Origin of the sequence: Peribacillus sp. R9-11 (assembly GCF_031345095.1) — a bacterium.
Classification (GTDB): domain Bacteria; phylum Bacillota; class Bacilli; order Bacillales; family DSM-1321; genus Peribacillus; species Peribacillus butanolivorans.
The window spans coordinates 1,185,347-1,211,348 of record NZ_CP133763.1 but is presented as its reverse complement, the minus strand read 5'-3'; the positions used below and the strand labels follow the sequence as shown (position 1 = coordinate 1,211,348).

General features: G+C 38.3%; 26 protein-coding genes and 1 pseudogene. 11 read left to right on the top strand and 16 right to left on the bottom strand.

The window, feature by feature from the left end:
* The first annotated feature begins 70 nt into the window (after positions 1-70).
* Positions 71-1,402, top strand: coding sequence for a hemolysin family protein (locus tag RE409_RS05815; RefSeq protein ID WP_201182147.1), 1,332 nt, complete (start codon positions 71-73; stop codon positions 1,400-1,402).
* 55 nt (positions 1,403-1,457) lie between these two features.
* Here the strand turns inward: RE409_RS05815 and RE409_RS05810 are convergent, their stop codons facing one another.
* The 4 genes from RE409_RS05810 to RE409_RS05795 form a co-directional block, all read right to left on the bottom strand.
* Positions 1,458-2,087 (bottom strand): undecaprenyl phosphate transporter UptA, encoded by a 630-nt coding sequence (locus RE409_RS05810; RefSeq protein ID WP_053347977.1) that lies wholly within the window; start codon positions 2,085-2,087, stop codon positions 1,458-1,460.
* Between the two features lie 173 nt (positions 2,088-2,260).
* Positions 2,261-2,425 carry an Lmo0850 family protein gene (locus tag RE409_RS05805; protein WP_157443799.1) on the bottom strand — a complete coding sequence of 55 codons (165 nt, stop codon included), beginning with the start codon at positions 2,423-2,425 and terminating at the stop codon, positions 2,261-2,263.
* A 113-nt stretch (positions 2,426-2,538) separates the two neighbouring features.
* Positions 2,539-3,252 (bottom strand): FixH family protein, encoded by a 714-nt coding sequence (locus RE409_RS05800; protein ID WP_201221824.1) that lies wholly within the window; start codon positions 3,250-3,252, stop codon positions 2,539-2,541.
* A 92-nt stretch (positions 3,253-3,344) separates the two neighbouring features.
* The gene (locus RE409_RS05795) at positions 3,345-3,917 is read right to left on the bottom strand and encodes a YitT family protein (protein WP_207196268.1); all 573 of its coding nucleotides are present in this window, start codon (positions 3,915-3,917) and stop codon (positions 3,345-3,347) included.
* 619 nt (positions 3,918-4,536) lie between these two features.
* On the opposite strand from RE409_RS05795, the gene RE409_RS05790 reads away from it, so the two are divergent.
* Entirely contained in the window at positions 4,537-5,889 is a 1,353-nt protein-coding gene (locus tag RE409_RS05790) for a hemolysin family protein (protein ID WP_201182151.1), read from the top strand.
* A gap of 363 nt (positions 5,890-6,252) precedes the next feature.
* Here the strand turns inward: RE409_RS05790 and ytvI are convergent, their stop codons facing one another.
* Positions 6,253-7,296 carry a sporulation integral membrane protein YtvI gene (gene ytvI, locus RE409_RS05785; RefSeq protein ID WP_309558681.1) on the bottom strand — a complete coding sequence of 348 codons (1,044 nt, stop codon included), beginning with the start codon at positions 7,294-7,296 and terminating at the stop codon, positions 6,253-6,255.
* Positions 7,297-7,425: 129 nt separating this feature from the next.
* On the opposite strand from ytvI, the gene RE409_RS05780 reads away from it, so the two are divergent.
* Positions 7,426-7,629 (top strand): hypothetical protein, encoded by a 204-nt coding sequence (locus tag RE409_RS05780; RefSeq protein WP_053344821.1) that lies wholly within the window; start codon positions 7,426-7,428, stop codon positions 7,627-7,629.
* Between the two features lie 441 nt (positions 7,630-8,070).
* The gene (locus tag RE409_RS05775) at positions 8,071-8,490 is read left to right on the top strand and encodes a MarR family winged helix-turn-helix transcriptional regulator (protein ID WP_201182153.1); all 420 of its coding nucleotides are present in this window, start codon (positions 8,071-8,073) and stop codon (positions 8,488-8,490) included.
* A gap of 76 nt (positions 8,491-8,566) precedes the next feature.
* Here RE409_RS05775 and RE409_RS05770 read toward each other — a convergent pair.
* Positions 8,567-9,897 (bottom strand): annotated as a pseudogene (locus RE409_RS05770) (PLP-dependent aminotransferase family protein).
* A 105-nt stretch (positions 9,898-10,002) separates the two neighbouring features.
* On the opposite strand from RE409_RS05770, the gene RE409_RS05765 reads away from it, so the two are divergent.
* Positions 10,003-10,581: a GNAT family N-acetyltransferase gene (locus RE409_RS05765; RefSeq protein ID WP_201221828.1), complete on the top strand. Its 579-nt coding sequence runs from the start codon at positions 10,003-10,005 to the stop codon at positions 10,579-10,581.
* 51 nt (positions 10,582-10,632) lie between these two features.
* Here the strand turns inward: RE409_RS05765 and RE409_RS05760 are convergent, their stop codons facing one another.
* From RE409_RS05760 to RE409_RS05750, 3 genes are all read right to left on the bottom strand, one after another.
* Entirely contained in the window at positions 10,633-10,785 is a 153-nt protein-coding gene (locus RE409_RS05760) for a hypothetical protein (RefSeq protein WP_162258201.1), read from the bottom strand.
* Between the two features lie 164 nt (positions 10,786-10,949).
* Positions 10,950-11,402 carry a GNAT family N-acetyltransferase gene (locus tag RE409_RS05755; protein WP_053344817.1) on the bottom strand — a complete coding sequence of 151 codons (453 nt, stop codon included), beginning with the start codon at positions 11,400-11,402 and terminating at the stop codon, positions 10,950-10,952.
* A complete protein-coding gene (locus RE409_RS05750; RefSeq protein ID WP_309558680.1) occupies positions 11,402-12,430 on the bottom strand; it encodes a nitronate monooxygenase in 1,029 nt (342 codons plus the stop codon). Before RE409_RS05750 ends, RE409_RS05755 begins: the two co-directional genes overlap by 1 nt.
* A 141-nt stretch (positions 12,431-12,571) precedes the next feature.
* On the opposite strand from RE409_RS05750, the gene RE409_RS05745 reads away from it, so the two are divergent.
* The gene (locus RE409_RS05745; RefSeq protein WP_309558679.1) at positions 12,572-13,537 is read left to right on the top strand and encodes an oxygen-dependent tRNA uridine(34) hydroxylase TrhO; all 966 of its coding nucleotides are present in this window, start codon (positions 12,572-12,574) and stop codon (positions 13,535-13,537) included.
* A gap of 439 nt (positions 13,538-13,976) precedes the next feature.
* Entirely contained in the window at positions 13,977-14,141 is a 165-nt protein-coding gene (locus RE409_RS05740) for a hypothetical protein (RefSeq protein WP_201221834.1), read from the top strand.
* Positions 14,142-14,638: 497 nt separating this feature from the next.
* Here RE409_RS05740 and RE409_RS05735 read toward each other — a convergent pair whose 3' ends face one another.
* Positions 14,639-15,271: a superoxide dismutase family protein gene (locus RE409_RS05735; protein ID WP_201221838.1), complete on the bottom strand. Its 633-nt coding sequence runs from the start codon at positions 15,269-15,271 to the stop codon at positions 14,639-14,641.
* Between the two features lie 169 nt (positions 15,272-15,440).
* Positions 15,441-16,745, bottom strand: coding sequence for a CitMHS family transporter (locus RE409_RS05730; protein WP_201221840.1), 1,305 nt, complete (start codon positions 16,743-16,745; stop codon positions 15,441-15,443).
* Positions 16,746-17,014: 269 nt separating this feature from the next.
* Between RE409_RS05730 and RE409_RS05725 the strand changes: the two genes are divergently transcribed.
* The 4 genes from RE409_RS05725 (at position 17,015) to RE409_RS05710 (ending at position 19,737) form a co-directional block, all read left to right on the top strand.
* Complete coding sequence (locus RE409_RS05725) at positions 17,015-18,226, top strand: MFS transporter (RefSeq protein ID WP_201221842.1); 1,212 nt, start codon at positions 17,015-17,017, stop codon at positions 18,224-18,226.
* A 270-nt stretch (positions 18,227-18,496) separates the two neighbouring features.
* The gene (locus RE409_RS05720; protein ID WP_309558677.1) at positions 18,497-19,042 is read left to right on the top strand and encodes a dihydrofolate reductase family protein; all 546 of its coding nucleotides are present in this window, start codon (positions 18,497-18,499) and stop codon (positions 19,040-19,042) included.
* 197 nt (positions 19,043-19,239) lie between these two features.
* A complete protein-coding gene (locus RE409_RS05715) occupies positions 19,240-19,434 on the top strand; it encodes a DinB family protein (RefSeq protein ID WP_309558675.1) in 195 nt (64 codons plus the stop codon).
* Between the two features lie 111 nt (positions 19,435-19,545).
* Complete coding sequence (locus tag RE409_RS05710; RefSeq protein ID WP_309558674.1) at positions 19,546-19,737, top strand: hypothetical protein; 192 nt, start codon at positions 19,546-19,548, stop codon at positions 19,735-19,737.
* A 397-nt stretch (positions 19,738-20,134) separates the two neighbouring features.
* Here RE409_RS05710 and RE409_RS05705 read toward each other — a convergent pair whose 3' ends face one another.
* The 5 genes from RE409_RS05705 to RE409_RS05685 form a co-directional block, all read right to left on the bottom strand.
* Positions 20,135-20,998: a tetratricopeptide repeat protein gene (locus tag RE409_RS05705; protein WP_201221847.1), complete on the bottom strand. Its 864-nt coding sequence runs from the start codon at positions 20,996-20,998 to the stop codon at positions 20,135-20,137.
* A gap of 417 nt (positions 20,999-21,415) precedes the next feature.
* The gene (locus tag RE409_RS05700) at positions 21,416-22,720 is read right to left on the bottom strand and encodes an MFS transporter (protein WP_309558672.1); all 1,305 of its coding nucleotides are present in this window, start codon (positions 22,718-22,720) and stop codon (positions 21,416-21,418) included.
* 19 nt (positions 22,721-22,739) lie between these two features.
* Entirely contained in the window at positions 22,740-23,177 is a 438-nt protein-coding gene (locus RE409_RS05695; RefSeq protein ID WP_056531189.1) for an acyl-CoA thioesterase, read from the bottom strand.
* Positions 23,178-23,196: 19 nt separating this feature from the next.
* Positions 23,197-24,786 (bottom strand): class I adenylate-forming enzyme family protein, encoded by a 1,590-nt coding sequence (locus RE409_RS05690; protein ID WP_309558671.1) that lies wholly within the window; start codon positions 24,784-24,786, stop codon positions 23,197-23,199.
* Positions 24,787-24,820: 34 nt separating this feature from the next.
* Entirely contained in the window at positions 24,821-26,002 is a 1,182-nt protein-coding gene (locus tag RE409_RS05685; RefSeq protein WP_201182176.1) for an acetyl-CoA C-acetyltransferase, read from the bottom strand.

Genomic DNA, 26,002 nt, shown 5'->3' with positions numbered 1-26,002 from the left:
GGTTTTGGGAGGTGACTGGGAAAATTAAATCGTTCGACATAACAAACGATTCAATTAAGTCCCACACTATTTGGACATTTTAGGTTTTATAATAGTAATTATCTTAATCGCTGTAACTGCTTTTTTTGTGGCTTCAGAATTTTCAATTATCAGGGTGCGAAGCTCAAGAATTGATCAATTGATAGAAGAAGGCAACAGAAAAGCCATTGCGGCCAAAAAGGTTACATCTGATCTTGATGAATACCTATCAGCCACACAGCTTGGAATTACCGTGACTGCTCTAGGGTTAGGGTGGCTTGGACAGGACACCATCCTTAAATTGATAGGACCTTTATTCGGGGCCTTGAATTTCCCAGGCGAAGTCACAAGCATTCTAGCTTTTGTCATTTCCTTTTCACTGATAACATTTTTGAATGTCGTTGTGGGTGAATTGGCTCCAAAGACCGTTGCCATCCAAAAGGCTGAGCAAGTGACTTTGGCTATCGCCAAACCATTGATTCTTTTCCATAAGATTGCCTTTCCTTTCATCTGGGTATTAAATCATTCTTCTCGTTTTGTTGTCGGATTGCTTGGCTTCAAGCCTGCTTCTGAAAGTGAAATTGCCCATACAGAGGAAGAATTGCGTTTCATCCTCTCTGATAGCTATAAAAGTGGAGAGATTAACCAATCAGAATTTAAATATGTAAGTAACATTTTTGATTTCGATGACCGTGTTGCCAAAGAAATCATGGTCCCAAGGACGGAGATTCTTACCATCTCAAAAGATGAAACGGTACAAGAATTCGTCGATGTGGCTAAACTAGAAAAATACACCAGGTACCCTGTTGTCGAAGGTGATAAAGACCATGTTATCGGCTTAGTCAACTTAAAGGAAGTTTTTTCAGATCTTATTAAGAATCGAGAAATCCATTCAAAAGCAATTGAAAATTATACTCGCCCAATTATTCGGGTCATGGAAAATATTCCGATTCATGATTTACTGCTGAAAATGCAAAAAGAACGCATTCATATGGCTATCTTGATGGATGAATACGGCGGTACTTCCGGTCTTGTCACGGTTGAAGATATCCTTGAGGAAATCGTTGGTGAAATTCGCGATGAATTCGACATTGATGAAGTCGCATCCATCCGAAAAATTAAGGATGGGCACTATATTTTAGACTCTAAACTTCTTGTAAAGGAAGTGAACGATTTACTCGGCATTCACTTAGAGGAAGATGATGTTGATACAATCGGTGGATGGGTTTTAACGGAGAATTATGATGTAAATGTTGGCGACATCATGGAAAAAGACGGATTTTGCTTTAAGGTGATTGAAATGGAAGATCACGCCATTCGTTATATTGAAGTGACAAAAAAGGTCGAACAGCTACCTCTTGAAGAAGACCTTCCTCAAGGATAACGAATAAAAAACAGCCTCGTAAAAGTAAATTTTACGAGGCTGTTTTTTATAGTGATCACTTTTCAGAAAACCGGCCCATTTTCTTGACCGTTACGATTGGAGGTGTACTCTTTTTTTTCCAAATAATATAAAGAATGATAAGAACAAAGGAAAAACCAGCTACAGGAATTAAATAGGGAGAAGTAATCTCACTAATCTGCTGCCAATTCTCCCCGAGAATCCTTCCTAAGGTTAGAAATAAAATGGTCCAAGGTATTACAGCAGCAACCGTATAAAAGATGAACTTCCAAACAGACATTCTCGCAATTCCTGCAGGGATAGAAATAGCATGGCGGACGACCGGGATGAAACGAGCCGTAAAAACCACTCCAACCCCATAACGATGGAACCACTCTTCAGCCATTACAATATGTTTTTCTTTTATTAAAATATATTTCCCATACTTTAAAAGAAATGGCCGTCCTCCGAAATAACCCGCCCAATAGAGAAATAATTGCGCTATCGTCCCTCCTACTACACCTGCAAGGACAGCCCCCCAAAAGTTCATTTTACCCTGACCAACTAAATAGCCTCCGTATCCGAGAACGAGCTCACTCGGGATGATTTCGACCATCAAACCTAATAAAACACCTATATACCCCATTCCTGCAAACCAATTTAATATCGTCATAATAAGCTGTGACATCATGCAATCGGACTCCCCTTAAGGCTAATTTCAAAATGTTTGTCCTTCTATCCTATTGCAGCACATAACGTTCTATTCGATTTTTTGCATGGAGTATTCTCTTCTTCATTAAGGAATTCATTCCCGAAAGCACAAAAAAAAGACCAGTTGGAATTATCTCCGGTCTCATTGCATTAATATTCTTTTAGATCCCGTTTTTGTTGAAATTGAGAAAAAACAGCTGTGGTGAGTAAGGATGAGTCATTTTGATAAACATTAGTGAAAATCTCCTGACGAGATTTCGTTTTTTCAATATGAATCCCGAGATTTTTATACTTCTTGATTATTTCGTTAGTCATACTTACTCTCCCTTTCTGCTGTATCTTTATCCTTTAACTTCCCAAATAACGAATATATAAAACCTATTTAAAGAATTGAATTGAAAAACCATACAGTGTCATGTTAACACTTGTCAATTAACTTGAATTGTTTGCAATCGATGTTCGTGTACTTCGTCTTTTTCAACATGAACCTGAACTTTATAGGTGCCGGGTTCAACAAAAGATACTTTATTTTGGTAATTCCCTTTTTCCTCTTCTTTAGCTTTGGTGAAATGGCTTTCTTCGCTACCTTCTTTCCACACCTCAAAATTCACATCTGCATTTGTCAAAGGCTTTCCATTCAATTCTACAGTTGTTTCAAAGTTCGAACTGCTTCCTGCCTTCACAGGGTTACTTTGAAAATCAATTGAAACATCCGTACTTGGATGAGCAGATGCGCCTTCACTTTCATGATCCGTAACGACAACTTCTTTTTCCGGCATCACATGCAGCCCTTTGGCTGTTACATGGGCAACCACATAAAATTTCCCTTGTTCATTAAACGTATGCATCACTTGATATGTACCACTTCCTGTATTCTTCGCCTCCAGCATTTCCCGTTTGTCCTGTCCCGACTTTCTTACTTCAAACAGAACCTCACCAGCTTCATTTACCAAATTACTTCCTTGTTTTACTGTTGTTTCAAGGATTACTTCTTTGCCAGGAACCAATTTCCCTTTAATGACGATTGATGCTTCCATTGATTCTGGAATAACAGTATTCACTTCTTTATCCTCGGGCATTTCAGACTCTTGACAGCCGGCTAACATAAATAACAACGCAGTACACACATAGAGTTTTTTCATTATAACGTTCCTTTACTATTTATTAGACCCAAAATCTGTCCTTTTCATATTGCCCATCCTTCCCTAATTTCAGATTTTTATACAATTTTTCATCATGCAGTCCGCATTACGGTCACTGAAGTCAGCAGAGCTACAGCAATAATCGTTAAAAATGAATAAATAAAGATAGAAATGTCGACCACACTTAGTCCGAAAAGAAGAACACATCCATCAATAAAGAAAATTAACAATCCAACATTTAGCCCGCTCTTTCTTGAAAGGATTTGAGCCAACATATCCGTTCCACCTGTTGATGTTCCATACCGAAGCATGAGTCCAATCCCAAGCCCAATCAATCCTCCTCCAATTATTGCACTAACATAAACAGGAAGATTCCATTCAATGACTGCCTCGGAAAAAATATCGATACATAAGGAGGAAAAAAGTAAGCCATGCAAGCTGTTAACAAATAGTTTTTTTTCAAAATACCATGCATATATATATAATGGAATACTACTCAAAATCACACCCAGCCCTGTTGGAAGCCCTATATAATAATGAAAAATCAGCCCAATTCCTATCATGCCACCATCTAATAAATGATAAGGTATCAGAAAAAAATTGATTCCCACCCCTACTAGCATGCTTCCAGCAATAATCGCTGTCATTTTTTCTATGATCTTCATGACCCCCACCTCCTTTTAAAATGCATAAACCTGTCCAGTTTCTATAGAATATGTTTATACAATCTAAAAAATAATGAAACTAACCAATTTTTGTGAGAACAGCCCTTTTGTTTTCTGAATATTCTATCATAAATGCGATAAAGCAGAGGAAATAGTCAAAAATCGCTAATTAGTAGATCAAAGTGATCCTTTACAAGGAATATACCGGATTTAAGGAGTCGTAAGCTGTTTGACTGAATGACTAACTCTTTCTATAATGAAAGTATTTAAATTTATTAAACTGAGGTGATTGGATGGGATATTAAAGAATGTTCGTTTTGACGGACGGACGCTGCTTTGCCTGACGAACAAGGGCATACTTTTGAAAAGCTTGTGCACTTCTTCAAGCAGAAATTCTTCTTTTTCCCGTCTGCGCATCGCTAATCACATACACTAGTATTCTCTTCATCATTTAAAAACGGGAATTCGAGCTGATACACATATAGCTTTTCTTAAAACTTGCAGCTCGTTAAGTGACTCCCGACAGTATTTAGCAAGCAAAAAAAAATATACTTGTATATTTTAAAAATGTAGGAGGTGGACTCCTTATTCGTCTCAGAGGCGAGTTAAGGGAGACTATTTGGACATAATAAACTTGGTTCTTATTGCCATTTTAATTGCTTTAACAGCATTTTTTGTAGCTACGGAGTTTGCAATTGTTAAAGTGAGAAGCACGAGGATCGATCAACTAATTGAAGAAGGCAAGCCAAATGCTGTTTCTGCAAGGCAGGTCACATCCAACCTCGATGAATATTTATCAACATGCCAGCTCGGAATTACTATAACTGCTTTAGGGCTTGGGGTACTTGGAGAACCGACAGTTGAACACATTTTGCGGCCACTTTTAAATCAATTAAACCTTCCTGAATCAGCTTCACATGCACTCTCAGTTGCGATTGCCTTTTCTTTTATTACCTTCATACATGTAGTTATTGGAGAACTGGCACCGAAAACATTGGCGATTCAAAAAGCAGAGCAGGTAACTTTATTTGTTGCTAAACCTTTAATTGCATTCAATAAAGTCATGTATCCTTTCATCTGGGTACTAAATGGCTCTGCAAGGACGCTAACAAAAATGCTCGGATTAAAAGCAGTTTCTGAACATGATTTGGCTCATACAGAGGAAGAGCTTCGTATCATTGTTTCCGAAAGCTACAAAAGTGGCGAAATTAACCAATCAGAGTTTAAATATGTGAATAAAATTTTTGAATTCGATGATCGAATTGCAAAAGAAATCATGGTTCCACGTACAGAAATCGCTACGATATCTAAAGATGATACGATTCAACAATTTTTCACCATAATGACTGAAGAGAACTTTACTCGCTATCCTGTCATCGACGGCGATAAAGATCATGTTATTGGAATGGTGAATATCAAAGAACTATTCACTGAAATGATAGATAAAAGTAATCAGGCATCGACAACGATAAATAGATATGTTCGCCCTATTATCCGTGTCATTGACAGTATTCCGATTCATGATTTACTTTTAAAGATGCAAAAAGAACGTATTCACATGGCTATCCTCATGGATGAATACGGCGGCACATCAGGTTTGGTAACCGTTGAAGATATTCTTGAGGAAATTGTTGGTGATATTCGAGATGAATTCGATTTGGATGAAGTACCGGATGTTCGCAAATTAAAAGAAGATCATTATATTATCGATGCAAAGGTATTAGTAAGTGAAGTGAATGATTTACTGGGACTGGATATCAACGATGAAGATATTGATACCATGGGCGGATGGATTCTTACTGAGAATTACGAAGCCAAACAAGGTGATATCCTGACTTATGGTCCCTATCACTTTAAAATAAAAGAAATGGAAGACCACCATATCTGCTATATTGAAATATATAAACCAGCAAAAGTCGTGGGCGAAGTAAAAGAATTTCCGATAATATCGCAAACTGAAATTGTTTCATGATAAAATGCCCCCCCCGCTCTAAATGAGCGGGGGGTATTTTAATCCCTCAACACTTTATCCTCTAGATTTAGGTACATCAAACAAATATCTCACATATTATATAAGAAAACCCAGCTTATTATTTTGATTGACAACATTAAGTATAGTTCAACCTTTATTGTTTCATACTGTTAGAGAAGCTATATTTTATGAAGGAGTGAGGACTTATGAAACTCATAACCATTTGCCAGCACTGCAAAGGGAAAGGGAAAACCCGCTATCTACAATTTTTTTCACGGAACTGCAATCAATGTAACGGACAAGGAAAAGCGGTAAAAGATATGTCTAATTTAAGAAATCATGCAAAAAACCTCTAACAATCTTTCAAATTTTAAAGTTAGGCTTGATAACACCTGATTTTTTTAAGGTGTTATAAACGATAAGGACTGCCGGCCCTAGGAAAAGCCCAATAAAACCAAGCATCTTAAACCCTAAATAAAGACTGATTAACGAGGCCAATGGAGTTAATCCCATATTCGCTGAATAGACCTTAGGTTCAATCGTTCTTCTTATGATAGTTATGACCAAGAATAAGATAATTAGGCCGATTCCAAGATGATGGTTTCCTTGTGCCCATACAATAATGGCCCAAGGAACAAGTACAGATCCTGTCCCCAGTATAGGAAGAATGTCCACTACAACTATTAGTAGTGCCAATAACATCGTATATTTCACATTTAACAACCATAGTCCCGTATAAGCCATGATAAACGTGAATAAACTTAACAAGATTTGAGCCTTAATGAAGCCTATTGCTGCCATACTTAAATCTTGATAAACTAGTGATATTTTTTGATATGTGGACGTCTTTAAATAAAGGAAAGCCTTTTTTCTTAGCTTTGGTAATTCTAGGCTGATCAAAAACAAAGCGATTAAATAAATCAAAAAATCAATGAAAAATCCAGGAACAAGTGTAACAAATTGGACCATATCCTGAACAAAATCCTTTGTAAACCCTTCAAGCGCTTTGACCCCTTTTTCCATCGTATTTTCAATCGACTGAATGAGGTTTGGCGGCAATGTTTGAGAATATTGCTCCCATTGCCTAATAACCGGCAGAATAGCCGTCAGATACATCTCACGAATAAAACCAGGAAATTTCTCCGAATAGACAATGACTCTCTTGATTAAAACTGAAAGCAAAAAATATGTGATGCTCATGAGCCCGCCTACATACAAAATAAAAGAAATTAAAACGGCCCAAAGGCGATGTAGTTTTAATGTTTTACTAATTAGGCGAACTAATCCATCCAAAAGAATAGCTGTTAGTAACGCCAAAATTAATGCCCATGAGTAGGGAATTAAAAATAGTATAACTAATAAGAGAACACCCCTCCAAAACCAGCGAAAAAACAAAGCAACATTCACTAAATAAACCCTCCTAGCACTTTCTTGTTTCTCCTTATATTTATGAGACAATATCCCATATATTTCGCTTATACGTTTTATTTTCTCAATAAGGGGAAAAAGAGAAACAAAGAAAAGGAGGGATTGACATTGGATAACAAAGATAAAGAAAAGTTTCTTGAAGAGCGTAACAATAAATCTAAGGCATTCAAAGAGAATCAAGAAAAGCAGCTAGAGCGTGACCAAGTTGTCATGCCCATTGAAGATTTACCAATTGATGAAATTAAATATGAACGAGAAGAAGAACGAAATAAAAAGGAAACTAAACAACGTTCCACCAGCGAAAGATTTTAAAGAAAAAACCAGCCAATCTAAGGCTGGTTTTTTCTTTAAGAAATCATGTTGTAAGTCACCCCAATTGGCAGCTATCTTTTCTGGCGGCAAGATGTAGATATCATGTTTTTTCATTTCATTTCACAATTCTCATTTTTTATTACCCGAATTTTATTTTTGTCTTGATAATAAGTATATTGTCCATCTAAATTCAATCTAAAAATAACGGTATACATTTACATGGAAAAATAAAAAAAGCCATTCTTTATAAGGATTCGTCTGTCAGTTTTTATTTGCTTCTTGATTGATTTAAAATGATTTAGGGAGGCTTTACTATTATACTTCTCTTCCCTCCCCTCGCTTCCAAAAAAAAACATTGACTGAAATGAATGATTCTTTACAATAGACTTTTAAGAATTAAAGAATATAATGGATTGGTCAACCATTATAAAGGAGAATCATATGACGAACCCTACTCAATTATTTCATCAATATTTACAAGTATCCAGATCATTAGTTAGTAAAATGAATGAACAAATTACAACCCTTGAAATTTATCATAATCAGTGGACAATCTTGAATTATTTAAAGAACTGTGGATATTCCACCATCCCCGATATTTGCAATTACTTGGATGTAGATAGTGTTATCATCACACGTTCGGTCAACAGCATGGAACAGAATAATATGATTAAGCAGGTCCCTGGAAAAGATGAACAGGAAAAGCGAATCGAACTGACTCCCAAGGGCAAAGAAGTACATACAAAATGCCTTAAGATTGCAGAAAAGATTGAAGGAAAAGCCCTGGATGGCATTACTGAAGAAGAGCAGGACTTATTTTTCCAGACGGTCCTTAAAATCCTCAATAATATAAGGAACTGAATTGGTGCCTTATATTATTGTGAAAGAAGTGATAGTCATGGCCTTTTCCATTGACCTCTTTTGAGTAAGCAACGAGCTAAAGCCATGCCTTTTTTAAAAGTCGGATTCCTTCTTCGATTTCCCTTTCGGTTAAACCACCATACCCAATTAAAATAGTCGGCTCTTTTACCTTCTTTGAATGATAAACCGAAGTTGGATGGACTTTCACCCCGACACTAGCAGCCGTTTGAATGAGCTCTGACTCAGTGCTGCTGTTTTTCACTTTTAACAGAACGTGTAACCCTGACTTTTCACCAATTACAGTTACACGATCATTAAAATTCTCTTCAATTGCATTCAGTAACACCTTATTTTTTTTACGATAAATCGTACGCATTTTATTCAGATGGCGTTCCCAATGTCCATTTTTCATAAAAAGACAGAGCGTTTCTTGAATCATTCTAGAAACGCTCTGTTTGTAACCTTTTAACTTTTCATGATAAATAATAGCTAACTCCTTTGGTAACACCATATAGCCCACTCTAATCGTTGGAATCAACGATTTTGAAAACGTACCTAAGTAGATAACCCTTCCATTTATGTCCAATCCTTGTAAGGAAGGAATTGGTTTGCCTGCATGACGGAATTCCCCGTCATAATCATCTTCAATAATATAGCCGTTGTTTTTCTCCGCCCAATTCAATAATTCCACCCTTCTAGTTATCGGCATGATCATGCCGAAAGGAAATTGATGGGAAGGTGTGACATAGGCAACATTCGCAGCACTCTCTTTCAAAGTGTCAACACTCATTCCACTTTCATCTAACGGAATGAATGTCATATGGGCTCCCTCCAACCTCAATACCTCCCTAACCCGATGAAAGCAAGGGTCTTCCACCCCAAAGATCCGCTCATTTCCAAGAAGTAACCGTAGTAGATGGATTAAATACTGTGTACCTGCACCGATTATGATTTGATCAGGAACACAGCGAACTCCTCTTGATTGAAAAAGATAGGCAGCAATCTCAGTTCGGAGACCAACTTCCCCTTGAGAATCACCACTTATAAACAATTCTCTTTCCTGATGATACAACGTATTATTTAAACATTTTTTCCACACGGAATGCGGGAAAGAGTCTATGTCCACCCGTCCATGGTTAAAATCTATCTTGCTCGTTTCACGTTGAGGGTATATCATTCCCTGTGAAACAGGCAACTGTTCCAATATCCTTCTGCTATTAACTGCTGATAAGCTGCATCCACTGTATTCAAGCCTATTCCTAAATGAACGGCAAGCTTTCGTTTAGAAGGTAATTTAATTCCAGCATTTATTTGTCCATTCTGAATTTCCACTTTAATATATTCATACAACTGAAGATATAACGGCTCTTTTTTTGTTTTTTCTAGAGTTAGAGTGATTTCAAACATCTGGACCTCCCTTAAAACTGGTTCTATAAATTATATCAGTTTTGGTTCTTATTACAGGACCAGAATATTTTTATAATTGAGATATCAACCAATAGGAGGAAAAATATGGATTACATTGAGCTAATCGGGAAACATGTGACCCTCACCCCAATGATGGAAAATCATATCGAACCGCTTTATGCTGCTTCCCTGCCATCTGAAATTTGGGAATGGAGCGCCACAAAGATTTTGTCATATGAAGAGGCTGTGTCCTATGTAAAGGAAGGGATTCGAACAAGGGAAAAAGGACTGCATTATCCATTTGTTGTTATCGATCACGCTAATGATTCGATTATCGGCAGCACTAGCCTAAGAAATATTCAATTTGACAATCAGACGCTAGAAATCGGTTCAACTTGGTATCACCCCACCAAATGGCGGACAGCCGTTAACACAGAATGTAAGTACCTCCTTTTACAGCATGCCTTTGAAAAGTTGCGAATGAATCGAGTTGAATTTAGGACTGACGAATTGAACATAAATTCACGAGCGGCCATAATTAGGCTTGGCGCAGTTGAAGAAGGCTTATTACGTATGGAGAAAAAACTGAAAGATGGACGGGTGAGAAATACCATGATTTACAGCATTCTCAAGCACGAATGGCCTATTGTGAAGCAAAAGTTGGAAGCATTTTTGGAAAGATGAGAATAGATAAAAAGAGTGCCTTTTGTTATGGACACTCTTTTTATCCTGCTACTATTTTTCAGATGACTCTTTATGATTTCCCTCGATTTTCGTTAACGAATCCTTTTGCTTTTTCGTTGATCGAATGAATATGAACACGACAATTGCAAATAAAAGCGGCATTAATAAAGCAAAAAGAAGATAAATCATATCTCCAAAGAACACGTTCCTTCCCCCTAAGCAAGTGCAGTCTTTCACCCGATGAAATGGAGGCCAGCCAATCATTCCGACTAGTTTTCCAACCATCTGAATCCCTGCGTCAACCCGCACTGTTGTCTGTAAAGTTTTTCAGTCCAATTTGATGATCGTTAGAAAGTCTCCGGGTTCCTTCAAATACTTTGTGATAAACGAATCATATCCAGGCATTGAATTCCATTTTCATAAATAGCCTCTGGATAGTTCATAATAAAAAAATCACGATCGACCCCAGTGATTCTAAAACCACATTTTTGATAAAGGGCAAGCTGCCCTATCCCTGAATTCCCAGTACCAATCTCAATAGTTTTGTAACCTTGTGACTTAGCATAGTGAACAGCATGCATGACTAGTTGTTTTCCAATCCCTCTTCCGTGAAGTTGTTCTACCACTGCGATGTTGACTATCTCTATTAGTTCAGGTCTTATTTCTAACAAAACATACACTCCGATTATCTGCTCATCTATTTCAGCTACAAAGCACATCCCTTTTTCCAAGTATGCATCGACCAAATCCCTTGAAGGGTCGGCTAATAGCAACAAGTGCATGGGAGGTAACTCATCTGGATATAATTTTCTTATCTCCATTAGTGCTCTCCTTTTAGTTCTTCAACAAGCAGTGATATCAATTCAGATGCTGGAAGTTCCCTACTCAGTTTATATCCCTGTCCTGCCCATAAAGCCATCAATTCAGGATTGTTTTTTTGTCCTGCTGCTTTTCGCATTTGCTTGGTCATATGATGAACATAAGGATAGGCCGCCGGTGCATCATTATCATACTCAGTTAAAAAATGATTCACCAAACCGCGTGCCCGGCGTCCGCTGAAGGCTCGAGTAACCGCCGTTTGAGTAAAACGCGCATCATTAAGAGCTACCTTATGAACGGGACTTGCACCACTCTCGGGACAGCGAAGAAAAGCAGTACCCAACTGTGCCGATGTTGCCCCTGCTGCAAGGACGGCAGCGATATCCATTCCGTGCATCAGCCCGCCTGCCGCAATAATCGGTAATTCCAGTTCATTTTTAATCATTCGTATTAACACTAAAAGACCATAATCTTCTTCTATCCGGTTTTCAAAACTAGCTCGATGCCCCCCTGCTTCAATACCTTGTACACATAGAACATCGGCACCTGCCCCAGCAGCCGTTTTTGCTTCATGAAGGTTGGTTACTGTTACGACAATAATGGAGCCTACGCTTTGGAGCTCCCTAATTACATCTGTCTTAGGGCATCCAAACGTAAAACTAACAACAGCAGCACGCAACTCTTTTAATACGGCTAATTTATTTACCCAATCATCATCATCATCGCTGATTCCTTCCCCAATCAAAACCCCTACACTCTCCGCCTCTTTTTCTATTTTTTCACGATAGGCAGATAGTATCTCTTCGTCAACAACCTCTTGATTTGGCACAAAGACATTCACCCCAAATGGGTGATCCGTCAATTGGCGGGTCTCCTCTATTTCTTTTTTCATGGCTTCCGCCGTCTTATAGCCAGCCGCGAGAAAGCCTAATCCCCCTGCATTAGATACCGCAGCCGCAAGCTTTGGAGTGGAAGCGCCTCCTGCCATCGGTGCTTGAATGATAGGATATCCCACTAAATCTTTGAACATTCGATACAACTCCTTTTCATTTTTCTTCATGCTCTTATCATTTTTACGTTTTCTTGGTATAATGATTGTCTGTAAGAGAAAAGTGTCTTAATGATCACCCTTTATATCTTGCAAATATAAAACATAGGTGGTAAATCAAAAATGGAAACAAAACCCTATAGAGTTTTACTGTACTATTTATATGTACCAATCGAGAACCACGAGGAATTCGCAGCCGAGCATCTTGCGGCCTGTAAAGAGCTTGAATTAAAAGGCCGAATCCTAGTGGCATCAGAAGGAATCAACGGAACTGTTTCAGGTACGATTGAACAAACAAACCAATATATGGACATGATGAGAAGCGATTCCCACTTTGCTGATATCGTGTTTAAAATAGATGAAGCAGATGGCCATGCCTTCAAAAAAATGCATGTTCGTCCTAAAAACGAACTTGTCACGCTTCGATTGGAAGATGACATCAATCCTAATCAGACAACAGGCAACTACTTGAGCCCGAAGGAATTTTTCGAGCAAATGCAAGATGAAAATACAGTCGTCCTTGATGCCAGAAATGACTACGAATATGAAATAGGTCATTTCAGAGGCGCAGTCAAGCCAGATATCACAAATTTCCGTGACCTTCCGGATTGGGTACGAGAAAACAAGCAGATGTTTGAAGGTAAAAAAATCCTTACGTATTGCACAGGTGGAATCCGCTGCGAGAAATTCTCCGGCTGGCTTGTCAAAGAAGGCTATGAGGATGTTAGTCAGCTTCACGGCGGCATCGCAACCTACGGGAAAGACCCGGAAGTTCAAGGCGACCTTTGGGATGGTCAAATGTATGTATTCGATGAAAGAATTGCTGTTCCGATCAATCAAAAAGAACATGTCATTGTCGGTCGCGATATTTTCTCTGGCGAACCATGTGAACGCTATGTCAATTGCGCTAACCCTGAGTGCAACAAAAAAATCCTTTGCAGTGAAGAAAACGAACACAAACATATGCGCAGCTGTACTCACGAATGCCGGGTGCATCCGCGTAACCGCTATATAGTTGAGCATAACTTATCTAAAGAAGAAGTAGCAGAAAGACTACAGCAAATTGAAGAAGCCGTTACGGCTGAATAATCAAGCAGACCCGAATCAGTGGATGATTGTCCCTATTCGGGTTTTTTTATCCTCCTATTTAATCTTCAGAAATTTTTTTCAAGATGTAAATCTACATCTTGAAATTCCCCCTACTGCTTTGGCATTCAATAAACTTCTAAACTAACTATCCGAAAATGCAATCACTTCTTGTACTTCTATATCTAATCTTACTTCTATATCTAAATAGAAAAAACCTTTTTAAAAATCAAAAATAATAATTTAAATCAAGAAGAGCAAAAAAGACTTTTTTGTTATAGTACAATTTTCTTCTTTTCATAAACTTTTAATATTGTTTAGGACTTTTCAATCTAGAGGAATCAAGGACTATCCTAGAACTATAGAAAGAATTATCATAATTTTATAACCAATTAATGTTAACCCTGTAAATATAGTGAAAACCAAAAAGGAGGAATTTTTCATGGTAGCAAGTCAACAGCAACCCGGATTACATACTAACTTGTCTGATACTCAACTTCAAAAATTCAACCAAATGCTCGTATTTGTTTCTCAAAATAATGAGTTTTATAGAGAAAAGCTAGATAATATATCTTTTCGAGCTATTTTACATTTTGAATATTCTTAAAATTTACTTCATACTGAATCACCTTGCAATAGAATTTGATAGAATTCATTCCCTTGATGACTCATATTTGGATTTAATGGATGATTCTTGTTTCAGGAAGACTTGTAGAATCCAGTGGGAAACGTAAACTACGTGTATGTTATATTTTAACAAAAGGATTAAAATGGAGGATAACCCAATGTACCAATTTCAACATGAATTTCAACGAAAAGAAAGGATATTTAAGGCCTACATCTTTTTATTTATCATAACAGCGTTAGTCAATGTCTTTCTATTTTTGGTGGATAATAATTCAAGTTACCCGATTCTTCGTGGAAGTATCAGTCTATTACTTTTCTGTACCACTCTATACTTTGGCTTGCGAAGGAACCTTTGGGCTGTGCTTATCATTAAATCTTTTGTCTGGGTGCATCTATTCTTACTAATTATCATCTCTCTTAGTTTTATCTTCATGTAAAAAGCGATTCCTCCTTAGAAGAATCGCTCATACTAATTACTTATTTCCCCTCTTCACTTACAACAATTCCACAAGCTTGTCTGTCACCTGCATCACCTGTTTTCAAGGTATCTTCATCTGGTCCCTTTTCTCCATTAGCTCCATATCGGTCAGGGATATTAGCAAAATTGTCCGGGTTTGCATGAACGATGACAGCCAACTCTTCTTTCTTGAGTTGGTCTACCGTTATGCTATCTAATGTTGCCGTATATTTTGCAGTCCCATCTGCTTTTACATAAAGAGGGGGCATATCCCCTGCATGACTGGAGTGTGTTTCTTCAGTTGGATTGAAGTGGCCTCCTGCTGTAGTAAAAGGGCCTTCCTTTGCATCCGCGTCACATGCTGCGTTTTCGTGAACATGGAACCCATGATAGCCTGGCTCTAAGCCTTCCAAAGCAGTCTCAATCACTACAGAATTCTCATCAGCGGAAAAGTTGACAGTACCTAATGTTTTCCCCTCTACATCTTTGACTTCTGCCTTTACCTGCGGATCTACCTCCGTTGGCGAATCTTGACTCACTGTTTTTGCATCTTCAGCATTTTTGTCGGCACCATTTGAATTATCCTCTGAATTACATCCATACAGTAAAAGGGCAGCACACATAGGCAGCATCAGTTTTTGTTTATAATTCATCCTACATTCCCTCTCTCTTTTATGTATATTCTTCTTACATACTTTCCACTATTATGGAAGAATAAACAGAGATTAGGATAAATAGGTAAATAGATTACACTAGTGAGAGGAAACACCTTACTAATTTCACAGTCAAAGATTTTTTATTGTAGCTTAATAGACTCACATTTTACAATGAGATAACGCCGAAAGTAATGGCTGCTATCGTCATGACGATTGTTGTCCCAAACGCCCATTTAAAAAGAAATTTTTGATGGTCTCCAAAATCCACACCGACAAGGCCAATCAAAATGAATGTCGCAGGTACCAATGGGGATAAGGGAAATCCTATTGTTGAATGACCTAACAAAGCTGCCCTGCCTATTTCTACAGGAGTAATTCCAAAGTTCGATGCTGTTTCACTTATAATAGGAAGAATTCCAAAGTAGTAGGCATCAGGTGAAAAAATGAAGCCCATCGGAATGCTCGTAAGTGCTACCACTAAAGGTAAATGTGCACCAAGCCAATCTGGAATAACCGTTACGATAGAAGCTGCCATCGAATCCATCATTTTTGTTTCCGTGAATACACCCGTAAAAATTCCGGCCGCGAAAATTAATGTACAAATCATGACAAAACTATTGGCATGACTTAGAATTCTTTCCTGCTGTTCTTGTGGATTTGGAAAGTTAACAAATAAAGCTATCGCAAAAGCAGCAGCAAATAAGATTTGGATTGGCAGCACTTCCATCACCAACAACACCATAAGTAAAATTGTTAAGAACCAATTAAACCAAAATAACTTGGATGTTCCATAAGAAGCTTCAACAGCCGCAGCTTGCTCGCTCATTCCAGGAGGCATAGCAGTCTCCATCGGACTAACACCTAATCTCTCTCTCTCCCTTTTGCCAAGTATATAAGCCGCAAACAGTGTCCATAACAGACCGCAAATCATAACAGGTATAAGTGGGATGAATAAATCTGATACTTCCACTTGAAGACTGGCGGCCGCTCTTACTAACGGACCTCCCCAAGGAATAATATTCATGACACCTGCAGCTAAACCAACGACACTGGCCAATACAAGCCTGTTCATCCCTAACTTCATATAAAGCGGTAGCATTGCTGAAACGGTGATCATAAATGTGGAAGAACCGTCTCCATCTAAACCTACTAACATCGTTATAATGGCAGTAGCCATGACAATTTTTAGCGGGTCGCCTTTTACAAAACTCAGTATTTTTGCGATCATAGGTTCAAATAAACCAACGTCAATCATCAAACCAAAATATAAAATAGCAAAAACAATCATGACTGCTGTTGGTGTTACCTTTAAAATACCTGCCACCATCATTTCTCCCATTTCGGAAGCAAACCCACCAATCAAGCCAAAAGCTATAGCAGTGAAGATGAAAGCGACAACTACGGATAGACGCTTTGTGATGACTAAGACAAGAAACGTTAAAATCATGCAAAACCCTAGAATTGATAACATGTGAAAATCTCCTTTAATTTGAAAAGTAAACGTACTTCTTTTTAATGCAATCTACAGACTCCTTTCATTTTTCTTATTTTTCTGAAAAATCAATATTTTCTCATTATATCATTGGTGCATTCATTAAAAAACAAGTTTTTCAAACTCGTACAACCATGTATCCCAAAAACTCATTCAAAATCAAATTCGTTTAATAAATTAGTATAATTCTGTATACTATTATTTAGGAACCCGAAGTTTATTTCGGAGGAAAGAAGTGTTGCTTGTAAATGAATGATCATAAATTAGCTAAACGGAATTTATTCATTATGTGGTTCGCCAACTTCTTCATTGGTGGAAGCATGACAATGGTTCTTCCATTCATATCTTTATACATTGGTACATTCGGCAATTATTCTACTCAATATATCCAGCATTGGTCCGGATGGACATTTGGAATTACTTTTGTGACTGCCTTTTTATTTTCACCTATTTGGGGGCGGATTGGAGACAGGTACGGGAGAAAGAAAATCTTGATTGCCTGTGCTTTTGGAATGGGGTTGTCTATTTTCTTAATGGGCTTTGTTCAAAATGTATGGCAGTTATTCCTCTTAAGAATGTTCATGGGAATATTCACTGGCTTCATTTCTATGTCGCAGGCCTTCATTTCTACCCAGACACCGAAGGAAATAGCCGGACGCGTTTTAGGAACATTGCAAACAGGGAATATAACTGGCTCACTCTTCGGGCCATTGATTGGCGGCATACTTGCTGACACTCTCGGCTATTCAACAGCCTTTAAATTCACCTCTATTACGATTTTCATATCTGGACTTCTCGTTTTTGCGACCAGAGAATACCAAGTGGAACGACAAAAAGGAACAAAGACGAGCTATACAAGCAGGGAGGTTCTCTCGCATATCTTACGGAATCCCATCCTAGTGAATGTCATGCTCATTTCGACACTTGTTCAAGTTGCCCACTTTAGCATCCAGCCTATTCTTTCTTTATACGTTGGCGAATTGCATGGAACTTCCAATCTTGGATTTTATTCAGGTATCGCCTTTTCTGCAGCAGGCCTTGGGAATTTATTGATGGCACGGCACTGGGGCAAGATAGGTGATCGGCATGGACATGTGAAGATTCTTGTGCTGCTCCTTTTTCTGACTGCACTTGTCTACTTGCCTGGTGCCTTTATTAATCATTTTTGGCAGCTTGTTTTTGTACGTTTCATACTAGGCATGGCCATAGGTGGCATCATCCCTGTAAGAATTGCCTACATTCGCCAAGAAGCGCCCGTTTCAATGCAGGGGGAAGTACTTGGTTACAATACGAGTCTACGCTTTTTAGGCAATATCATCGGACCTGCTATGGGCGGAATGGTCGCTGGCTTCTATGGATTCTCAGCTGTTTTCATCACGACCAGCACCTTGCTTCTCATCGCCGGACTTGTCCTTTATGCCGCGATGCACCGCAATCCAGAGTTAGCCAGATCACATTAATCACATTTCCGCAAAACAGCCTGCTTCCAATTTGGAGCAGGCTGTTTTATTCTACTAGCAGAAAACACCTTTTAAATGATAGATAAATGATTAAAACGTGTCTTCATATAATATGAATAATTCAATTGAATATTTTTAGAGCATGTTTTGATAATGAAGGATTTTTTCTTATTAAACTAACCGTACCAGATTAGCATAATAACAATTAAAGGAAATTAAACTATTTTATAGAATTAATCAGGAAGTTTGTTTTCATGGAGGGATGTCTCAATGGCAAAATTGATTTATCATGTTGCAACTACACTTGACAACTTTATTGCAGATTTAAATGTGGTAGCTGACGATTCAATCTTTTTATCCGAAGGAGAGCACGTTACAGATTTCATATCCGATATACAGCAATATGATGCGGTCTTAATGGGCGGAAAAACGTACGAATACGGCTTTCAATTTGGTCTTAAGCCAGGCGAACCTAGTGCTTATAAGGGATTGAAGCATTATATTTTCTCAAACACCATACAGTTTGAATCCAACAATGAAGTGGAACTAATAAAAAGCAACGCAGTAGATTATATACATAATCTCAAAATTACTGAATCCGGTAAGTTGTGGCTATGTGGGGGTGGCCAACTAGGTGGTACGTTAATCAAGCATAAACTCATTGATCAATTAGTGTTAAAGGTCAATCCAGTAATGATTGGTGAAGGTATTCCTCTATTCGGCAGTGTTAAACCTCGTTTGACCTTGGAATTAGTTGATATGAAACAATATACGAACGGAGTAGTAAAACCAACTTATAATATTATTTTTTCTTAGAAAATGTTGAATTTCTGAGAAATTTAGCTAACGGGTGCTTTACCTCAATAATGGAGGTTGCTTCGGCAGCTGTTTTTCTTATGGAACTATCCAGGTAAGCTTGTTGAAGTAACGGACCAGTATAACGAAATTAAGGAATTGTAGGGCTATTTATTAAAATAATTAATAATAACCATTTACTTCAAGGGGGCTTTAGAATGAATCTAAAAGCTGTATTATTAGAACAAATGGGTGCTTGTTATGAACAAAAGAACTGGTTTGTACCTCTTAACATCGCAATAGATGGACTCTCAGCAGAACAAGCTTCTTGGAAATCAAGGGACAGCAATTCCATCTGGCAGATAGTTAACCATTTAATTTTTTGGAATGAACGGTATCTGAACCGATTCTAAGGTCTTCCACTTTCCCAAGAAGAAGTCAACAATAACGCTACGTTTGATAATACGAATCCGAATGAAACAAATGAAGAATGGCAATCCGTAGTATTGCAGTTACTTAGAGTAATGTCTGATTGGGCTGATGCTATTAAAGACTGCGATGAAGAAAAATTTCATAGTGCTGCATATAAGGAATCTGATGCACCTTGGTCGTCAGTTTTTGCTAATATAAATATTCATAATGCATATCATATCGGACAAATCGTGGAAATAAGAAAAGCACAAGGGGTATGGGATTCTAAAAATGGAGTTAATTAACTCCTTTCTTACTTAACTTATGGGTAGTATGTTAGTTCTATAAGAAGTATTGAAAATGAGCAAAGCTTTAACCGATTGGTCTCCTCAATACCTAAAAGTAAACCGAATTCATCATTTGCAATTCGGTTATAACTGCATCAAATATTTGATACGTTCATAGAAAAAAGCACTGGATTTTTGAAGAATCCAGTGCTTTTCTTTATTCAATCAGAATATTATTGCCAATCTCTATAAAAGATATAATTGCTTTATCTACACAATTTCAAATCGTCTGGTACGGTTATTGGATTAACAAACTAGGATATACTTCTCTATTAATTTTCAAGAAAAATATAAATCCCTATATAAATATCGTTCCAAATTGTGTAGTAGTTTTAACGTATTTAACATTTCTCCTCTAGACTGATCGTCCTGCTAATTCCTTAATGCGTTCGATGCGCTCCGGATCCTTTGTTGCAAGAAAGTTATCGAGTATTAAGCGGTCATAGCAAAAAGAAAAGTATTGTCGTGCTTCCTCGCTTCTTTTAAGCAAAAGAAGACACTCCGCGACCTCCTCATAAACATATCCATCGGGTTCGCTGTTTTGTTCGGTTTCAGCAAGTAATTCCATCTGTATTGCAAAAGACTCGTCAACTTGTCCCATTAACCGAAGTACCTTTGCTACGCTCCATTTTGCAATAAACACCGAATTTGGGGTGCCTTGCAACTTGCGGAATTCCAACGCTCGCTTGAACAATTCAAGTGCTTCCTCAAGTTTTCCATTCTCAACTTGTGCCCAACCGATATTATTATATAACGAACCTAACCAACGGCTGGCTTTAGGACTCTTTTCGGCATAGTCTAGCGCCTTCAAATTCCATTCCATACGTTTCTCCGGAGTCGATTCAGCAATTCCCAACATATGCGCTGCATCAACAGCGTAATAATCCTCACTGGACTGGATTCCTAATTCCCATGCATTGAGAAATAGCGGAATAGCGTCCATTGATCGAGATGAGGAATTAAAAACTCTGCCTCGTTCCAGAAAATATCTAATTCGCGCCACAACTAAATCCTCTTTCAATAATCTCTCTGCGCGATCCAGCGTCTCATGCGCTATTCTGCATTTTGCCTGCAATCCCTGAGAACGTGCAATTTGAGTCAAAAGTTCAGCTAAGTATCCAATGTTTCCGGAGCCCTCTGCTTGCATTAGCAAACTGATAAATTTCTGCTCGGTTTCTTCAGGTTGATTGTAATCCCACAGCGCATCGAAGTCTAACATAATTCACTCTCCAAATAGTATAATTTATTTCTGATTAGGATAATGTGATATGGTTATTATTACCACAATTACCATACCATCCGTTTTTGCTTTTGAAAACAAATTTATATTACATTTGATGCAATTTTTTATCATAAATATCATACTGTAAATCTGCTACATTATTTATGAATGCTTGATCATGGGATACAAATACAATCTTTCCTTCATATGAGGTTTTATTTAAAACTTAAGAAGCTTTAAAATTGAAAGTTTTTAAATATCCTTTAAGAAGAAAAATCGAATTTTAATCAACGTTTTTATAAAAGTGAAAGTCCTATTTAAACAAAAAGAATCCAATTTGATCAAACTTTTTCAAAATGGATTCTTTATATTTTCTGTAAAATGTATATTTACACAATGTTCATACAAAACCCCTTATATAGCCGTATTGGTAGATACCTCAGAAACCGGACTCTTTTTTTGACGTATTCCGATACAGGCCGTGACTCCAAAAACGAATAAGAGCCCTGCACAGGTGAAAAAGGAATATTGAAATCCAGTCGTCGCTGACACAGAATTTTCCACAAAAAGTCCTGTAATATAAGGACCCACAATCCCACCTAATGAGGCAATCGCCATAAACCATCCTTGGATTTTACCCTGATGCCTTTTGGAGATAAGGTTTACTAACAACGTCGGTCCAAGAATAAGAGTTATACAACCAAAGGTTAATCCTAAAGAAAGCAACCCAACTGCCAGGATATCAGAAGAAACCATGGTCCCCAGGATATAGCATACAGATCCTAATATCATGACAGGACCGAGTACAAAAACTCTGGAACGGATGATACTATTCGTCTTACTGTATAACCGATCAGACAAGAAAGAGAAGAATAATTGTGAAAGAGTAATTAAGATCCATGGAACTGTAACGGCAAAGCTTAATTGGGTCTCACTGATTTGCCGGACATTAGCCAAATAATTAGGCAACCAATTAAGGCCAAATGTATAAGACCAGTATGTTGCAAATCCACAAAGTGCAATTAAAAGGAAGTTTTTCGAAAATAGGGAAGTTGTGAATTTTGTTTCCTTTTCTCTTTCCTCCATGTCCATTTCTATCGGTGTGGATATAGTTGAAGTCTTTTCTTCTGGTTGTTCTTTGCTGAATTTCAACCAAATGAGAACCCAAATTACACCTACAACAGCTGTTGCTATAAAACCGCTTCGCCATCCAAAGCTCTGCATAATATACATCAAGATAGGAGCAGAAATGGCTACACCTAAAGGTCCTCCTATCGAAACAAGCGTCAATCCAAAACTAAGCTTTTGTTTAGGTAGCCATTTAGAAGCAGAAGTCATGGCCAACGAATAGGCAGGCCCTTCTCCAGCACCTAAAATAAGTCTTGTTGCCAATAATAATGGAAAACTATAAACAAAAAAAGTAGAAAACTGAACCACAGCCCATATGATGGCAATGATGGTAATGACCCGTTTGGTCCCAATTTTATCGGATAAAGCCCCCATTAAAATAGCTGATAAAGAATATAACCAAAAGAACACACTGCCCACTAATCCCCATTGCGTGGGTGTGATGTTTAGCTCATCCATAATTTGGACGGAAGCAAATCCAATGATGGCTTTGTCCACGTTACTAATGACAGTCAAGAAAAACAAAAGGATAATCATAATCCAACCTTGCTTTGAAATGACACCTTGCTTTTGAATAGAATTCATACCCATGATCGACCTCTTCCAACTTTTATCTACTTAACACTTCTTTCTTATTTACTACATCATCACACGTCATTAGTTCCCTTATTTCCTCTGGAATCGGCTGAGCCGCTATCCCATTTTCTCCTTTTAAAACCCATCCACGAAGTTCATACCCATAACTGACCCTCTCGCCATTCAAAAATATTTCATGTATGAATTGAATGGTTTTTGTACTCATTTTCCCAACTGTGGTCTTAATGACTATCCATTGATCCTCATGAAGCGGCTTTTCGAACGTACAGCGCACATCAATCAAAGGCAAAATAATATTCTTTTCTTTTAATTGCGCTAAGGGCAAATTCATGGACCGAAAAAAGTGATGTGTTGCATTATCAAACCACTTCAAATAATTAGGAAAATAAACAATACCCGCTCCATCTGTCTCCCCGAATTCAATCATAAACTTGTGCTCATTCTCCCTCATTTTTCCTCCCCCTTCCTTATTACCGCAATTCTCCTTTGAGCTCTGATTCTATTCGCTTTGTTAGTTCTCGTTTCAATATTTTCCCTGATGATGTCATAGGGAGTTCATCCATAAAGACAAATCTGTTTGGAACTTTATATGACACGAGTCTTTGTTCGGCAAATTTTTTAAGTTCCTGCTCGGAAGCTTGCTTTCCTGGCCTCAAACGGATTACAGCACAAGTGATTTCTCCGAGTACCGTATCCGGTAAGCCAATGATAGCTGCTTCCATTACGCTCGGGTGTTGATAATAGACATCCTCTACCTCACGAGGATAGATATTGTACCCCCCGCGGATGATCAATTCCTTTTTACGGCCGACAATCCGGATATATCCTGCTTCATCCATCGTGGCCAGATCTCCAGAATAAAACCACCCATGTTCATCCGTAGCCTTTTTTGTTTCTTCTTCCATCTGGAAATACCCCTTCATCAGGCCTGCACTTTTGCAGGCAAGTTCTCCGACTACACCTGGCGGAACTGCTTCCCGGCTATCATCCACAATTTTCACTTCTGCGCCCGGCATCGCTCTGCCTACCGTTTCAGCCCTTAGATGGTCATCATCCTCGAAATTCGTCATCGATAAACTTGCAGATGTTTCCGTCATACCATAGGCCACTAGGATATTGCATTTCATCTCATTCTTAATCCGACGAAGAATTTCAATCGGACAAGGTGCTGCAGCCATTTCCCCGGTTCGTAAGCTCGATAGATCATATGTAGAAAAGTTAGGGTGATTCAATTCTAGGATAAACATGGTCGGCACTCCCGGATGAATGGTCACCTTTTCATGCTGAATTAATTCCAATGCCTTTTCCGCTTTGAATTTTTCCATTAAAACGAGTCTTCCCTGACAGGAAATGGAGCGCAACATGAACATCAAGCCCATGATATGAAATAAAGGAACAGGGATTAAAAATACATCGTTAGGACTACAATCCATTTTATAAGCTGCTGTTCTTGATATACTCACCACGTTCTCGTTGGCGAGCATGACTCCCTTTGGATTGCCTGTCGTCCCAGAAGTATAGAGGATCACACAGATATCATCATTTTCCACTTTAGGTGTCTTTAATATTTTGTGATTTCTTCCTAATTGAATTAAACGATCATAATTGTTAATGGAATCATGTTGAAAACGGACGGAGATGAGATGTATTAATGTGGAAATGCTTTTTTGGGCTTCCATCAATTGTGGGAATTGATCGACTTTACCAAAAGTGTTTGAGAAAAAAACAGCTTTAGCACCCGAATTTTCTAAAATATAAATGATTTCATTTTTGCGGAAATCTATATTTAAAGGAATAAGTATCGCACCTACTTTAGATAGCGCCATAAAAATAACCATAAATTCATTCCAATTTGGTAAACAGACCGCGACCCGATCGCCTTTTTCAATACCTAGCTGAACTAATCCAGAGGCTAATAAATCAGCCTCTACATCAATTTCACCATAGGTAAGACGATTTTCCCCATCAAATATTGCTTCTTTTTCCGGTGTTGTTAAAACCGCATGTTTAAAGACCTGTGATACTGTATAAGAATTCGTCCCAGTATGATTGGCTATCAAATACCTTACCTCCTTTACTAACTAAAACGATTCATTAAATTGCTTCCCAAATTGCAGCAATCCCTTGACCTCCACCGATACAAAGCGAAGATACGCCATACTTTTTCCCGCGTCTTTGCAATTCATAAATTAAGGAAAGTGAAATACGTGCACCACTTGCGCCTAACGGATGGCCTAAAGCCACTGCGCCTCCGTTGACATTTCCAATTTCAGGATCAAAATCAAGCAGTTTTTGGCACCCAAGATATTGAGCAGCAAATGCTTCATTTATTTCAACAAGATCGAGATCCTTAATATCCATCCCTGCCCTTGAAAGCGCTTGCTGAATAGCCGTAACTGGACCTAATCCCATTAATTTTGGATCAACGCCGGAGATTCCATAGGAAACGAGACGGGCTAACGGTTTAATGTTATTTTTTTCAGCATAATCTGAAGATGTTAGAATGACCGCTGCCGCTCCATCATTGATACCACTTGCATTGGCTGCTGTAACGACCCCATTATCTTTAAACCGTGCTTTTAACTTGGAGATTTTCTCATACGTTGAAGCACGAGGATGTTCGTCCCGATCAATATTCACTTCGCCTTTTCTTGTTTTAATAGCTACCGGGGTAATTTCTTTGCCAAAGTAACCTTTTTCAATGGCGGCAAGTGCCCGCTCATTACTTCTTACTGCGAACTCATCGCAGCTTTCTCGGGTGATACCATACTCTGCGGCAATATTTTCTGCCGTGATGGACATCGTGCAATCTCCATATGGATCATATAGGGATTCCCATAGAAAATCGGCCATTGGTGCTTGCCCAAGAGGAATTCCAAAACGTGCTCCACGAATAACATGAGGGATTTGGCTCATATTTTCCGCTCCACCAGCAAGGGCTACTTGTGATTCACCAAGTCTGATGGATTGGGCTGCCGATACAATGGCCTGCAATCCAGAACCGCATAAACGATTGACGGTAAGCCCTGGTGCTGACTGCGGGATACCAGATTTCAATCCAATATGCCTACCTAGAAACACAGCGTCGCCGCTTGATTGAATAACATTCCCCATCACTACTTGATCTACTTCTTCTGGTTTTATCCCTGAACGGGTCATTGCTTCCTTAGAAGCTATTACGCCGAGGTCAATAGCTGAAACATCTTTGAAAGATCCCCCGAATTCAGTAAATGCCGTTCTTGCTCCCTCTATTAAAACAATATCGTTTCCCGCCAT